Origin of the sequence: Ruegeria alba, assembly GCF_022321465.1 — a bacterium.
Lineage (GTDB): Bacteria > Pseudomonadota > Alphaproteobacteria > Rhodobacterales > Rhodobacteraceae > Ruegeria_B > Ruegeria_B alba.
Genome location: NZ_JAKOEM010000001.1, coordinates 87878 through 102510, shown reverse-complemented (window position 1 = coordinate 102510; position 14633 = coordinate 87878). Strand labels below are relative to the sequence as shown.

The 14633-nt window shown below is 64.8% G+C and carries 13 protein-coding genes and 1 pseudogene; 3 read left to right on the top strand and 11 right to left on the bottom strand.

Annotation, left to right across the window (positions count from 1 at the left end; genetic code table 11):
• Position 1 precedes the first annotated feature (1 nt).
• The 5 genes from MB818_RS00505 to MB818_RS00485 all read right to left on the bottom strand — a co-directional run bounded on the left by MB818_RS00505 (position 2) and on the right by MB818_RS00485 (position 5626).
• Positions 2-568 (bottom strand): sarcosine oxidase subunit gamma, encoded by a 567-nt coding sequence (locus tag MB818_RS00505; protein ID WP_234136389.1) that lies wholly within the window; start codon positions 566-568, stop codon positions 2-4.
• Positions 561-3593 carry a sarcosine oxidase subunit alpha family protein gene (locus tag MB818_RS00500; RefSeq protein ID WP_238903462.1) on the bottom strand — a complete coding sequence of 1011 codons (3033 nt, stop codon included), beginning with the start codon at positions 3591-3593 and terminating at the stop codon, positions 561-563. The genes MB818_RS00505 and MB818_RS00500 overlap by 8 nt, the downstream gene beginning before the upstream one ends.
• A 45-nt stretch (positions 3594-3638) precedes the next feature.
• Positions 3639-3968 carry a sarcosine oxidase subunit delta gene (locus MB818_RS00495; RefSeq protein ID WP_234143834.1) on the bottom strand — a complete coding sequence of 110 codons (330 nt, stop codon included), beginning with the start codon at positions 3966-3968 and terminating at the stop codon, positions 3639-3641.
• Positions 3969-3972: 4 nt separating this feature from the next.
• A complete protein-coding gene (locus MB818_RS00490) occupies positions 3973-4302 on the bottom strand; it encodes a TfoX/Sxy family protein (protein WP_234136386.1) in 330 nt (109 codons plus the stop codon).
• A 79-nt stretch (positions 4303-4381) separates the two neighbouring features.
• A complete protein-coding gene (locus MB818_RS00485; protein ID WP_234136385.1) occupies positions 4382-5626 on the bottom strand; it encodes a sarcosine oxidase subunit beta family protein in 1245 nt (414 codons plus the stop codon).
• A gap of 177 nt (positions 5627-5803) precedes the next feature.
• On the opposite strand from MB818_RS00485, the gene ccmI reads away from it, so the two are divergent.
• From ccmI to MB818_RS00470, 3 genes are read left to right on the top strand one after another with little or no spacing between them, the layout of a single operon-like run.
• On the top strand, positions 5804-7042 hold the full coding sequence (gene ccmI / locus MB818_RS00480; protein WP_234136384.1) for a c-type cytochrome biogenesis protein CcmI: 1239 nt from the start codon (positions 5804-5806) through the stop codon (positions 7040-7042).
• Positions 7039-7503, top strand: a complete 465-nt coding sequence (gene ruvX, locus MB818_RS00475) for a Holliday junction resolvase RuvX (protein ID WP_234136383.1) — start codon at positions 7039-7041, stop codon at positions 7501-7503. Before ccmI ends, ruvX begins: the two co-directional genes overlap by 4 nt.
• A gap of 13 nt (positions 7504-7516) precedes the next feature.
• On the top strand, positions 7517-7750 hold the full coding sequence (locus MB818_RS00470; protein ID WP_234136382.1) for a DUF1289 domain-containing protein: 234 nt from the start codon (positions 7517-7519) through the stop codon (positions 7748-7750).
• 9 nt (positions 7751-7759) lie between these two features.
• On the opposite strand, the gene MB818_RS00465 is transcribed toward MB818_RS00470, so the two are convergent.
• From MB818_RS00465 to MB818_RS00440, 6 genes and pseudogenes are all read right to left on the bottom strand, one after another.
• Positions 7760-8545, bottom strand: coding sequence for a hypothetical protein (locus tag MB818_RS00465; RefSeq protein ID WP_238903460.1), 786 nt, complete (start codon positions 8543-8545; stop codon positions 7760-7762).
• Positions 8539-9363 carry a sulfite exporter TauE/SafE family protein gene (locus tag MB818_RS00460; RefSeq protein WP_234136380.1) on the bottom strand — a complete coding sequence of 275 codons (825 nt, stop codon included), beginning with the start codon at positions 9361-9363 and terminating at the stop codon, positions 8539-8541. Before MB818_RS00460 ends, MB818_RS00465 begins: the two co-directional genes overlap by 7 nt.
• Positions 9364-9958: 595 nt before the next feature.
• Complete coding sequence (locus MB818_RS00455) at positions 9959-11263, bottom strand: amidase (RefSeq protein ID WP_238903459.1); 1305 nt, start codon at positions 11261-11263, stop codon at positions 9959-9961.
• The gene (locus MB818_RS00450; RefSeq protein ID WP_234136378.1) at positions 11229-11393 is read right to left on the bottom strand and encodes a hypothetical protein; all 165 of its coding nucleotides are present in this window, start codon (positions 11391-11393) and stop codon (positions 11229-11231) included. The genes MB818_RS00455 and MB818_RS00450 overlap by 35 nt, the downstream gene beginning before the upstream one ends.
• Before the next feature lie 45 nt (positions 11394-11438).
• Positions 11439-13154, bottom strand: a complete 1716-nt coding sequence (locus MB818_RS00445) for an AMP-binding protein (protein ID WP_238903457.1) — start codon at positions 13152-13154, stop codon at positions 11439-11441.
• Between the two features lie 3 nt (positions 13155-13157).
• Positions 13158-14631: pseudogene (locus MB818_RS00440) on the bottom strand (amidohydrolase).
• Positions 14632-14633 lie beyond the last annotated feature (2 nt).

Sequence of the window (14633 nt, the reverse complement as noted above, 5' to 3'; positions counted from 1 at the left end):
CTCAGAACATGCCGACAGCGCTTCCCGGTTGCGCGGCCACTTTCAGCAGCTTGAACACGTAATCGGCGACCGACCGGAAGCAGATGATGCAGAAGCTGCCATCCTCCTCCATCCAGAAGGCACCGGCCACCTGCGCCAGGCGCGAGCGGCGGAAATCGCCGGGGCCGAAGGCGCCCGGGGCGAAATCGACCGGGGCAAGCTTGGCCATCACCTCGCGCGCGTTTGCGCCCGAGACACGGAACATGGCGCGGGCATCCGACACGTCCACCGCCAAGCTGTGGGCGTCGCCCAAGGCCTTGGTCATGGCGGCCAGCTTGTCGCCGACCTCGGCATGGGGCACCAGCACCAGCAGCTCGTCGGGCGACATCCAGCACAGACCGCTTTGACCCGCCACATTGGCGCGGCGCTGGCCGGGCATGTCCTGCCCGGTGGCGCCGGTGGCCGCTGCGATGACCGGTTTCGAAGCCAGATCGCCCCGCAGTGTGATCATGCCTTGCAGGCCGCATTCCTCGACCCGCACGATGCCGTCATAGGCGGCACCCATCAATGCGCTGACAGGTTTAGACATTCTGTTTCGCCCCTTCCTTGTCATAGAAAACCGGGTCCACGATCTTGGCCTTGTAGGTCTTGCCGTCGGTGCCGGGGAATTCGACGATCTCGCCCATCCGGTCCGGCCCGTGCTGGATCAGGCCCATGGCGATGCCACGGCCCAGGTTCGCCGAGTAATAGGTCGAGGTGACCCGCCCGATCATGTTGCGCTGACCATTGGCGTTGACGCCCTCGCCCACCGCATAGGCGCCATCCGGCAGAACCGAGCCGTCGACCGTTTCCAGACCCACCAGTTTCCAGCGGTCGCGGTCGGCCATGTGGCTGCGTTCCTGCGCGCGCTTGCCCAGGTAATCGTCCTTTTTCTTGGACAGAGCCCAGTGCAGCCCCAGATCCTGCGGGATCACGGTGCCGTCGGTCTCGTCCCCGATCATGATGAAGCCCTTTTCGGCGCGCAGGATGTGCAGCGTCTCGGTGCCATAGGGCATGACGCCGAATTCCTTGCCCGCATCCACCAGCGCCTCCCAGAAGGCCAGACCCTGGCTTGCCGGAACCGCGATCTCGTAACTCAACTCGCCCGAGAACGAGATGCGATAGGCCCGCGCGTCGAACTCACCGATCCGCCCGTCGCGCCATTCCATGAAGGGCAGCGCCTCGGCCGACAGGTCCATGCCGCCGCCCGCTTTGGCGTTCAGCTTTTCCAGCACCTTGCGGGCCTTGGGGCCGACCACGGCGATCTGGGCATATTGCTCGGTCACGTTGGCGACATAGACTTTCCAGTCCCACCATTCGGTTTGCAGCCATTCCTCCATGTGACCATGGATGCGCTCGGCGCCGCCGGTGGTGGTGTGACAGAGGAACGTGTCCTCGTCGATCCGCGCCACCACGCCGTCATCGATGAGGAACCCGTTTTCCGAACACATCAGGCCATAGCGGCATTTGCCCGGTTTCAGCGTGCTCATCATGTTGGTGTAGAGCATGTCGAGGAACTTGCCCGCGTCCGGCCCCTTGACGATCAGCTTGCCCAGCGTCGAGGCATCGAGCAGGCCGAGGTTCTCGCGGGTGTTCTTGACCTCGCGATTGACCGCGTCATGCACGCTTTCGCCCGGACGGACATAGGCAAAGGGACGGCGCCACTGGCCGACCGGTTCCCAGTCGGCGCCATTGGCGTTGCTCCAGTCATAGATCGGCGTCTTGCGCACCGGCTGGAACACCTCGCCGCGCGCCTCGCCGCCGATGGCACCCATCGAGATCGGCGTGTAAGGCGGGCGGAAGGTGGTGGTGCCGACCTGCGGGATATCTGCATTCAACGCATCAGCAAGGATCGCCAGGCCGTTGATATTGCTCAACTTGCCCTGATCGGTCGCCATGCCCAGCGTGGTATAGCGCTTGGTATGCTCGACGCTTTCATACCCCTCGCGCGCGGCCAGCTGCACGTCCGAGACCTTCACGTCGTTCTGGAAGTCGAGCCAGGATTTCATCCGCAGCTGCACCTCGGCATTGGCGGGCATCAGCCAGACCGCTTCCATCGCGTTCTCGCCCTCGGCCGCGCCCTCGGGCGCCTTGGTGCGCTTGGGGGCAAAGCCCGCCGCCTTGGCCGCGGCCTTGCCCGCGGCATCGGCGTCGGCCATCACCTGATCCAGCGCCAAGGGGCCATTTGCGGACCCGGCAGCCACCACATAGCCCTTGCCATCAGCGCCCAGCGGCGGGCGGTCGGGATCGGGGCGGAAATGCGCATTGGCGCGGTCCCAGATCAGCTTGCCACCGCAATGGGACCACATATGCACCACCGGCGACCAACCGCCCGACATCGCGACCGCATCGGCCTCGACCTCTTCGCGGGCGCCGCCAACGCCGTCCTGGTTGCAGATCGAGATCTTCCTGACCCGCTTGCCGCCCTTGACCTTGGCAATCGCCTTGCCGGGATCGACCCGGATGCCCAGCGCGCGCGCTTCGTCGGCCAGCGCTCCGCCACCCTCCTTGCGGGCGTCGAGAATGCGCAGCACATCGACTCCGGCCTTTTTCAGGATGATCGCGGTGCGGTAAGCATCGTCATTGTTGGTGGCAACCACCACGCGCTGGCCCGGGGTCACGCCCCAGTTCACCACATAGTCGCGCATCGCGCCCGCCAGCATCACGCCGGGCACATCGTTGCCGGCAAAGGACAGCGGCCGTTCGATGGCTCCGGTGGCGCTGACGATCTGCTTGGCGCGGATCCGCCACAACCGGTGGCGCGGCCCGGGCACGCCGGGCGTATGGTCGGCCACCCGCTCGTATCCCAGCGCATAACCGTGGTCATAGACACCGGCGCCCATGGTGCGGGCGCGCAGGGTGACGTTGTCCATCGCCTCCAGCTCGGCCAGGGTGCGGCTCACCCATTCGTCGGGCGACAGGCCGTCAATGGTGCCGCCATCGACCGGCGCGCGGCCGCCCCAATGGGCGGTCTGCTCAATCAGCAGCACCCGCGCGCCGGAGCTTGCTGCCACCTTGGCTGCCTGCAACCCGGCCACGCCGCCGCCGATCACCAGGATATCGGTATGGACATGGAAATGCTCATAGGTATCGGCATCCACCAGCTCCTTGTTGGGCGCCTTGCCCAGACCGGCCGAGCGGCGGATGATCGGTTCATAGACATGTTTCCAGAACGGCGCCGGGTGGATGAACATCTTGTAGTAAAAGCCCGCCGGCAGAAAGCGCGACAGATAGGTGTTCACCGCCCCGATATCGAAATCGAGGTTCGGCCAATGGTTCTGGCTGGCGGCCTTGAGACCATCGAACAGCTCGGTCGTGGTGGCGCGCTGGTTCGGCTCGAACCGCGTCCCCTCACCCAGACCGACCAGCGCGTTGGGCTCTTCGGCACCGCTGGCCACCACCCCGCGCGGGCGGTGATACTTGAACGAACGGCCCATCATCATCTGGTCGTTGGCCAGCAGCGCCGAGGCGAGCGTATCGCCCTCATACCCGCGCATGGTGGTGCCGTTGAAGGTAAAGGTCACCTGTTTCGAACGGTCGATCAGGCGGCCCTGTTTCGCGAGACGGGTGCTCATCTTACGTGAACCTTTCGCAAGAGAAAGTCATGACAGAGGCGGACATCAGGAGAATTCCCTCCAGCTCCAGCCGGGACGTTTGGCGCTGATCGCGTCGCGGATTTCCTGCGGCGGGCCGCTGACCTGCGCCTTGTAGGTGCCGAACACTTCCAGCGTGGCGGTACAGCGGGCGGCATGGAACCACTTGCCGCAGCCCGAGGCATGGCGCCAGCGTTCCAGATGCACACCCTTGGGGTTTTCACGAGTGAACAGATAGCCATGAAGCTCGTCATCGCTCGAGCCCGGGCCAAAACGCTTCAGATGCGCTTCGCCGCCCGCGGCGAGTTCGGTTTCATCGGCCTCGACCCCGCAATAGGGACAGGTAAGGATCAGCATGTCTTCATCCTTTCGGCGGCAGGCCGGCCGCATGGGCCAGCGAGAATTCGGTCAGTTTTGCGCGCAGCGCGTCGTCTTCAAAGGCGCCGGCGTCCAGCTCCACCATGCCGCCCATCGGGCGGCCGGTGAACGAAAGCGGTTGCGCGCCCAGTTCCAGCGCCGCGCCCTCGCGCGCCTTGCCGGGGCGGTACATGGCGCCGTCGCGGGTGACGCCGCAGACCATGTTGCCATGCAACAGGAAACACAGCCCGCCGAACATCTTCTTTTCGGACAGGCCCGGCTCGACGCCCAGATCGGCGCGCATCGTCTCGGCCAGGGCTTCGGAATAGGCCATCACGCCCCCCTCGCGTCTGCGCGGCGATCAGAGTTTTCGACGAAAACTCTGCACAAGATCTTTCGGAGAAAAATCTTGGTCAATGCGCCACCCCTGCGGCCACGCTCTCGTCGATGAAGCGGCCTTCCTTGAAACGGTCGAGCGAGAAGGCCTCGGCCAGCGGCGAATGGCCCGTTGCCATCAACTGTGCCATGGCCCAGCCCGATCCGGGGATCGCCTTGAACCCGCCAGTGCCCCAGCCGCAGTTGATGAAGCAGCCGCCCAGCGGCGTTTTCGAGATGATGGGCGAGCGGTCGCCGGTCATATCCACGATGCCGCCCCATTGGCGCAGCATCTTGAGCCGGCTGATCATCGGGAAGGTCTCGACCAGGGCGCGCACGGTCTCCTCGATATGGTGGAAGCTGCCGCGCTGGGTAAAGTTGTTGAACCCGTCGGTGCCGCCGCCGATCACCATCTCGCCCTTGTCGGATTGCGACATGTAGCCATGCACCGTGTTGGCCATCACCACCACGTCCATGCAGGGTTTGATCGGCTCGGACACCAGCGCCTGAAGCGCCAGCGCCTCGACCGGCAGGCGGAAGCCCGCCATCTCGGCCAGCTGGCCGGAATGACCCGCCACCACGACGCCCAGCTTGCCGCAGTCGATCGACCCTTTGGTGGTATCGACACCGACGACCTGCCCGCCCTCGCGGCGCACGCCGGTGACCTCGCATTGCTGGATGATGTCCATGCCCATGGCCGAACAGGCCCGCGCATAGCCCCAGGCCACCGCATCGTGACGCGCGGTGCCGCCCCGCTCTTGCCAGAGCGCGCCCAGCACCGGGTAGCGCGGCCCGTGCAGGTTGATGATCGGCACGAGTTCCTTGACGCGCTCGGGGCTGATCCACTCGGTCTTGACCCCTTGCAGCGCGTTGGCGTGCGCGGTGCGCTTGTAGCCGCGGATCTCGTGCTGGGTCTGGGCCAGCATCATCACACCGCGCGGGCTGAACATCACGTTATAGTTCAGGTCCTGGCTCATCGTCTCGTAGAGCGAGCGGGCCTTTTCATAGATCGCCGCCGAAGGATCCTGGAGGTAGTTCGAGCGGATGATGGTGGTGTTGCGCCCGGTATTGCCGCCGCCCAGCCAGCCCTTCTCGATCACGGCCACATTCTGGATGCCGTAATTCTTGCCAAGGTAATAGGCGGTGGCAAGCCCGTGACCGCCAGCGCCGACGATGACGACGTCATAGCGCTTCTTGGGTTCGGGCGAGCGCCAGGCGCGCTCCCATCCGGTGTGATAACGCAGCGCTTCGCGCGCAACGGCAAAGGCGGAATAGTGCTTCATGTGCGAATCCGATCCGGTTCGTGACTTGGTGGCAGATATGCCGTGCCCCCCCAGCATAGCCCCGTCCCGGACCGCCGCAATATTGCGAGATTGCGACATGGCACCGCCTCGCGTCCTTTTGCCCCTTTTTTCAGCGCACAGGCAGGTCTAGATGAAGGGCAACAACGCGGAGCGCTCATGACATTCTGGATCCTCGTCACCCTGATGGCCCTGACCGTGGCGGCGCTGCTGGCGCTGTCGATGCTGCGCGCACGCGCTGCGGCGGAACCGGCGGCGGCCTATGACCTGCGTGTCTATCGCGATCAGCTTGCGGGCGTTGACCGCGATCTGGCGCGCGGCGTGATCGACGCCGCTGATGCCGAGCGCATCCGTACCGAGATCTCGCGCCGCATCCTGGCCGCCGATACCCAGATGCGCGCCGAGGCCGAAGGCGCCGGGCAGTCCCGCCGCAAGGTCGGGCTGGCGGCACTGGTTGGTGCGGTGGTGATCGTGGGCGGCACGATGACGCTCTACTCCCGGCTGGGCGCGCCGGGCTATGGCGACCTGCCGCTGCAACTGCGCCTCGACATTGCGCAAGCCAACCGCACCGACCGCCCCGGCCAGGCCGAGGCCGAAGCCCGTGTGCCACCGCAACCCGCGCTTCAGCTGGAACCGGGCTATGCCGATCTGCTGGAGAAACTGCGCGACACCGTGGCCCAGCGCCCCGACGATATCCAGGGCCATATGCTGTTGGCCCAGCATGAGGCCAATACCGGCAACTTCCAGGCGGCCTATGCCGCCAAGGGACGCGTGATCGCCCTGCTTCAGGGCGATGCCAGTCCGCAGGATTTCACCGAACAGGCCGAATTGATGATCCGCGCCGCCGGCGGCTATGTGTCACCCGAGGCCGAGGCGGTGCTGTTCGAGGCGCTGCGGCGTGACCCGGAATACGGGCCCGCGCGCTATTACTGGGGCACCATGCTGGCCCAGATCGGGCGGCCCGACCTGGCATTCAACACCTGGGCGCGCACGTTGCAGACCGCTCCGGCGGGCACCGCCTGGGGTCAGGCGATCCGCGATCAGATAGGCGAACTGGCGATGCGGGCCGGGGTCAACGACTATACCCCGCCTGCCCCACCGGCCGACACCGCCTCTCTGCCCGGCCCGCGGCGCGAGGATGTCGAAGCCGCCTCCGAGATGGACGCCGAGACCCGGGCTGAGATGATCCGGGGCATGGTGACCCGCCTGTCGACCCGGCTGGCCACCGAAGGCGGAACGCCGCAGGAATGGGGTCGCCTGATCGGCGCCCTTGCCGTGCTGGGCGAAACCGACCGCGCCCGCGCCATCCTGGAGGAGGCGCGTCAGGTCTATGGCGAAAGCGCGGATGCGCTGGTGCTGATCGAAAGCGCCGCGCAAAAGGCGGGGCTGGGCGAATGATCTGCGACACGGTCGAGGAATTCGCCGCCGCCCTGCCGCCGTTCAGTGCGCTGGCCGGGCTTGATCTGGGCGACAAGACCATTGGCGTTGCCGTATCCGACCGGATGCGCGGCGTGGCCACCCCGCTGGAAACCATCCGCCGCAAGAAGTTCGGACTGGATGCCAGCGCCCTGCTGGCAATTGTCGAGCAGCGCGAGATCGCCGGCATCGTTCTGGGCCTGCCCCGCAACATGGATGGCAGCGAGGGGCCGCGCTGTCAGTCGACCCGCGCCTTTGCCCGCAACCTGAGCCGCCTGACCGAGGTTCCGATCACCTTCTGGGACGAGCGCCTGAGCACGGTAGCGGCGGAAAAGGCACTGCTTGAGGCGGATACGACACGAAAGCGTCGCTCAGAGGTGATCGACCACGTCGCAGCGGCCTATATCTTGCAAGGGGCGCTGGATCGCCTGCGCAATCTCTAAGGGGCTTTGGCCGATGTCCGACATGGTCTGGAAACGCAACGAGGTCGACAGCCCCTGCATCCGCATCTGCGTGGTGCACCCGACCGAACGAATCTGCACGGGTTGTTTCCGCACCATCGACGAGATCTCGCGCTGGTCGCGGATGCAGCCCGAAGAGCGTCGCGCGATCATGGAAGAACTGCCAGGCCGCGCACCCCAGCTGCGCAAACGGCGAGGTGGTCGCGCCGCAAGACAGGCGCAGGACTAAGCCGCAGCGCTAGACCTGCGCAACCCAATCTTCGACGCCATTGCGCAGCTCGGGTCGGAAATAGACGATCATGCGACCATCCGGCCCTGCATCGGTTCCGTCTGCCCAAGGCGCGACCCCGTGCAGGCAATGACGGTGCAAGAGATAGGCCTCGCCCGGGCGTGCATGCAGGGCGATTCGAGGGCAGGTTTCGAACACTTCGCGCCGCGCCGCCTGATAGGCCTCGGTCACATCGACCCGGTGCCAGTCCTCAGGCGGGTGTCCCTCCATCGCGCGCGCCAGCGCCGGGCCCAGGATGCGGTGGCTGCCCTCCCACAGGATCAGCGGCGCGGCCTCGGGCGGCGCCTCGGTCAGCGGCAGGCCAAGGATCCAGCCATGCGGCTCGTCGACATGGCGGCGGCGGTCGGGGCCCTCGGGTTTCAACCCGTCCACATGCGCCGCCCCCCGGTTCAGGCGATAGCGAAACGCCGCCTCGCCCTCGCCCCGGCGCGGGCGGGGATAGCCGGGATAGGTCACCGAGACCTGACCGCGATGCAGCGGTAACATGCCCAGGTGACGGGTGATGAAGTCGATCGCCTGGCCCGCCAGCGGCGGACCGTCCCCCACCCGGCCCGTTTCGTCATTGTCCAATGCATCGACGCCGATGAACCAGGTCCCCTCGCAATCGAGCCATTGGGCATGGGCCGGGTCCGTCACCGCCCGCCGCGCGGCGGGCAGCACATGAGCGACCCAGTCCGCCAGCACCGGGTCGAACGGAAACCGCAGCCAGCCCCGGCGCAGAAACGCCTCTACCATCCCAGCGCCTTGCGCAGCATGTTGAGCGCAACCAACGTCAGGAACACCGCAAAGATGCGTTTCAGCGGCTTGGGGTCCATCGCATGGGCCAGTTTCACCCCCCAGGGGGTGGTGATCAGGGTCATGCAGATGACCACGCCAAAGGCCACCAGATTGACCGCCCCCACCGTCAGCGGCGGCCGCTGCGCCGGGTCGATCTGCAAGAACAGGAACCCCAGCACCGAAGGAACCGCGATAATCACGCCAAAGCCCGCGGCGGTGGCGACCGCGCGGTGAATGGGCGTGTTGTAAAGGCTCATCAGAGGCACGCCAAAGCTGCCGCCGCCAATCCCCATCAGTACCGACAGAAAGCCCACCATGGGCGACAGGATCAACCGGCGCGGACCGCCCGGCATCGCCTCGCCCAGCCGCCAATGGGCACGGCCCAGCCCCAGATAGGCGCCGATCACGATCCCCAGCACGCCAAACAGCGCCTGCAACGCGACCGAGCGCAGCGAGGCCGCCACCATCACCCCCAGAACCGCGCCCACCGCGATCCCCGGCCCCCAGCCGCGCAGGATATCCCAATCCACCGCGCCCTTCTTGTTATGGCTCAGGACCGAGCGCAGAGAGGTCACGATGATGGTGGCGAGCGAGGTGGCCAGACACATCTGCATCAACTGCGGCCCGCCATAGCCCAGCGTCTGGAACGCGTAGAAGAAGGCCGGGACCAGCACGATACCGCCCCCCACGCCCAGCAACCCCGCCAGCACCCCGGCCAGCGCACCGATGACGATCAGCAGGGCCAGCATCTGCATCAGCAGCATCATGTCGGGCATCGGTCGGTCTCCGCGCTTTGGTTCTGACAGGGGTACAACGCCAGCGTGGCAAGGAAAAGCGCTCTTGTGGGGCTATGAGCTTGTCCAGGGTCACATGAGTTTGACTGGAGCGTCATCGGCAGACTGCGTATGCAGCGCGAAATGAAGAATGGCCGCTTAGAGCCCAACCGGTGAATCCGGATTTTCTGCTGTGTGCGCTCGCAGCGTGAAATCCACCGAATGAGCGAAACACCTCATACCGCAACGCAGCCGAAGCAGCGGCCATTGATGCGCAGCGCAGCGAAGAAATCTGTGGCATGGAACAGGGTGCGGACTTGTCTGTCATTCATCTTTCGTTCTTCGCTGACGCAGTAACGCTTCTTGCTTGAGGCATGTCTATCGCTGCAATGCTGCCCATGTTGCAGAAGCGATCATTCCAATATGAATTGCACTGATCCTGCGCGGCTCGGTAGCGCGATCCGGAACGGTGTCAAAACACGAGAGAAAGGATACATGCCCACGACAAGTCACGCGCCAAGAGCAGCTTCGATAGTATCAAGGCCAGCGCATCTCATCTCTCCCGATGGCCTGTGCCAACGCCCGGCCTCTCCAGCGTTCAGAGATTGGCGACGGAAACCGCCGGGCGGCGCGCGAACCAGTCTGTCGCGTCTTCTAACTGGGCCGACAGGTTCAGCAGAATATCCTCTCGTGCCAGCGACGTCGCGATCTGCACACCGGCCGGCAGCCCCTCGACCAGGCCGGTGGGCACGGTGATCGCGGGTTGGCCCATCACGTTGAAAGGCGCGGTCGCGTTGAAGCGGCTGAAGAGCTCATCATAGAACCGCCGCGCGCTCCAGTCGGGATGGTTCTGTTCCAGCACGCCCAGCGGAATGGGCGGAGCGGCAAAGGGCGGCAGGATCACGGCATCGTAGCCTGCAAAGAACGCGCCCATCTGGTGACCGGTCATTCCCATGATCTGCACCGCTTCCATCATGTCTACCGCTGACATGGCCTGGCCGTCCTGGATCCCCTTCAATGTGCAGGTTTCGTACACATCCGTGCTGGCCGGAATACCAAAAGCCGTCGTGAGCGTCTGAGAGGCGGCGGCCAGCGTGGCCATCCAGAACCGGTGGTTCGCCCTGTGAACCTGTTCCTGGTCCGGTGGGATGTGGTCGATTTCCTCGACGTTGTGGCCAAGGTCGGCCAGAAGCTTTCCGACGCGAACGACCTCGGCCGAGATACCTGCATCGGTCGGGGCGGTGCCCTGAAAACCGGTTGGCGCGATGGCGATCCTGAGGCCCTGCATCGGGCGCTTAATGCTGTCGCCATAGGGCGTCTGCGGGTTTGCGAAAGGGATGAACGATCCCACCTTGGGGCCTGCAACCAGATCCAGAAGGGCGGCGGCATTCCGCGTCGTGCGGGTGACCGCGAATTCGTGCCCGAGCCCCAGTATGACAAGCTGGGCATCCGGGCCGAGCGGCGTGCGCCCCCGGCTGGGCTTGAGCCCGACAAGCCCGCAACAGGCGGCGGGGATACGGATGGACCCGCCGCCGTCATTGGCATGCGCTACGGGCACAACCCCGGCGGCCACGGCGGCTGAGGCACCACCGCTGGAGCCACCGGTGGTGCGGGACGGATCCCACGGGTTGCGGCTGGGCCCGGTGGCCAGGGACTCGGTCGTGGCGTTGAAACCGTATTCCGGTGTGGTGGTGCGCCCCAGAGTGTTCAGCCCCGCCGCCTTGAACCGCCGCATCAATTCACCATCATGCGGCGCGACATACACGTCGTTGCCCAGCAAACGCGTGCCCATCCCCTGCGGCACCCCCGCCGCCGTCATCATGATATCCTTGATCAGAAAGGGCACCCCGGCGAAAGCGCCGGAACTGTCACCGGCAATGGGCGGCTCGATGGCATCCACCATGAAATTCAGCTGCGGGTTCACGGCGGCAATACCGCGCCGCGTCGGTCAGCTCGTCCGCCGAAACCTCTTTGCGGGCGACCAGTTCGGCCAGTCCCGTGGCGTCATAAGAGGCGTATTCGCTCAGCTTCATGTTCATCTCTCCTGTCTCTGGGTCGAACGTTGTCGTTGCGTGGCGTTAGTCCGAGGCCTCGGCCTGGCCGAGCATTTCGACCATCCGGTCGCGCATGATGAATTTCTGTGGTTTGCCGGTGATGGTCATCGGCAGCTCCGTCACGATGCGGACATGACGGGGCACCTTGAAATGAGCGATTTGCCCCTGGCAATGGGCGCGCACGTCTTCGGCGGTGATCTCGCGACCTGGTTTGGCGACGACCCATGCACAGACCTCTTCGCCCATTCGTGCGTCGGGAATGCCAAAGACCTGGACCTCTTTGATGTCAGGATGGCCGAACAGGAACTCCTCGATCTCGCGCGGATAAACGTTCTCGCCGCCCCGGATGATCATATCCTTGACGCGCCCGGTGATCGTGCAGAACCCTTCCGCGTCCAGAACGGCGAGATCGCCGGTATGCATCCAGCCGTCGCGGATCGCCTCGGCGGTGCGTTCAGGGTCGTCCCAATAGCCCTGCATCACCGAATAGCCGCGCGTGCACAGCTCTCCCTGAACGCCCACGGGCACGGTCTGCCCGGTGTCATCGACGATCTTGACCTCCAAGTGGGGGTGGATCCGACCCACGGTTTCACACCGCTTGTCGGTGCTGTCGTCAACAAAGCTTTGAAAAGACACGGGCGAGGTTTCGGTCATGCCGTAACAGATCGTAACCTCGCCCATGTGCATCCGGTCGTTGACCTGTTTCATCACATCGACCGGACAGGGAGACCCCGCCATGATACCGGTGCGCAGCGACGACAGATCGCGCGGAGTTGCGGACAATTCCTGCAACATCGCCACGAACATGGTCGGCACACCATAAAGCGCCGTGCACCGTTCCGCCTCGACCGTGTCCAGCGTCTGTTCCGGGTCAAAGGCCTCGCCCGGAAACACCATCGTCGCGCCCTTGCTGACCGCCCCCAGCACGCCCATTACCATGCCGAAACAGTGATAGAGCGGCACCGGAATCGCGAGCCTGTCCCGCTCGGTCAGATTGATCCGGTCGGTCACGAACCGCGCGTTGTTGACGATGTTGCGATGCGTCAGCGTGGCCCCCTTGGGTTGGCCCGTCGTGCCCGAGGTGAACTGGATGTTGATCGGATCGTCCGGGTGCAGCACCTTGTCGAGTTCCGGCAGGCGGTCACGGTGTTCAGCGCCACCCTTGCGGGCAATTTCGCCAAACGCCCATTCACCGGATTGCGCCGTGTCATCGCCCATGACGATCACATGCCGCAGTTCGAGGAGCTTCTCTGCCCGCAGCCCGCCCTTCTCGCAATTTGCCAGCTCCGGTGCAAGGGTGCGGATCATCTCCAGATAGTCCGAGGTCTTGAACGCGGGCGCCAGCACCAGCGCCTTGCAGCCCACCTTGTTCAGGGCATATTCCAGTTCGCTCAGGCGATAGGCCGGGTTGATGTTGACGAGGATCACACCGATTCTTGCGGTGGCGAATTGCGTCAGAACCCATTCGATGCGGTTGGGCGACCAGATGCCCAGCCGGTCCCCCTTTTGGAGCCCAAGCGCCAGAAACCCGCAGGCAAGGTCATCCACCGCCTGCGCAAACGCGTCATAGCTTAGGCGCCTATCCGCAAAGATCAGCGCGTCACTCGCTCCGCCGCGCAGAGCAGCCTCGCGCAGCAATTGCGGGATCGTTGCGTCGGTAAGGTCCGGCTGGTGTCCCCCCTTAACATGAGAAAGACCATCCCGGGCAGCCAATACGGCAGCCTCGTTTTGCTTTGCCATCTCCTAAGCCTCCCAAGTTGTTTCGCCGCCGCACAACGACAGCGCGGCACGGGCCGTGTCGATTTCTTCTGGCGCAAGCGCCTCGAGGTCCCGGTCCAATACCACAATATCGGCCTGCATGCCCTGCGCGATCCGGCCCAGGCGGTGTTCATCGAACCCCGCGTATGCGCCACCTGCGGAATAGCCATACAAGGCCTCTGTCAGAGACAGTCGGTTGTCCGGGCAATCCGTGGTCCACCTTTGCCGAGTCATCGCGGCCTTGATGCCGCGCATCGGGTCTATGTCCAACACGGGCCAATCCGACGAAAAGGCAAGCGGGACACCGTCGTTCAAAAGGGCGCGCACCGGAAAGGCCTGCGGCCAGCGCCCCTCGCCAGCTTTGCTACGCCACGGCTCCAGCGGGAAATCCATGGCGCCCGGCGGATGCGGCGGCTGCATGGATGCCACGACGCCCAGTTCGCGCAGGCGATGGGCATCGGCAGGGTGCAAGAGCTCAATATGCTCGACTCTGTGTTGGCTGTCACGTGCGCCATTGGCCCTGCGCGGCCTCGTACCCATCCAGCACGCGCCGGACGGAAGCGTCACCGATAGCATGAACGCTGATTTGCACCCCCCGCCTGTCGGCTTCGATCGCGGCAGCGGCGAAATGCTCGGCCGAATGCAGGGCCTCACCACTCCAACCGGGGCGGTCGGCGTAATCGCCGACCAGAAAACCTGTGCCGCTGTCAATCACCCCGTCCATGAACATCTTGATCCGCCCTGACCGCAACCGGTCAGAGCGATAGGCTTCGTGCATCCAACTGGCCTCGTCCAGCGCGCTCAGCGGTTTTTCCGGCGTCAGGTGAAACAACACTTCGGTGCGGCAGATCAATTCGCCCCGCTCCTCCAGATCACGCAACAAGGCATGCTGATAGAGATTCCTGTCCAAATTGTGGAGGCTGGTGAAGCCGTAAGAGGCGCAGTATTCCAGCCCTTCCTTCATCACGCGAAGATCGTCATCGCGTTGGGCCGCGGTCAACCCGTCACCGGGTTCAAGCCCCATCAACCCGAGGTTTTCCCGCCCGCCGGAAGAGCGTAGCGACAAGACCGGATCAATCGCCGCCTGTTCGTGCAATTCGCCGGTGGCCGTGCCGTCGGAGGCCATGACAATTTCATTGCCCGTGGGCGGGTCGCGCCCTTGCAACACACCCGCACGCTCCAGCGCCGCCGTATTGGCCCAGGCGGTATGATGATCCCCCGCGATCAGGATCAACGGGCGGTCGCGCAGCACCTCATCCAGCAAGTGCCGTGTGGTGGCAACACCATCGCCAAACAGGGTATAATCCGCCGCCTTGCAGATCAGCAGCGCCGCATCGGGGTTGGCCGCCGCATAGGGATGCAACCTGTCCCGCAACGCCGCCGCCCCGCGCACAGTGTCGAGATGCAGCATACGCAGGCCAGCAGCCCCCAGGAAAAGATGCAAATGCGCCTCGACCATGC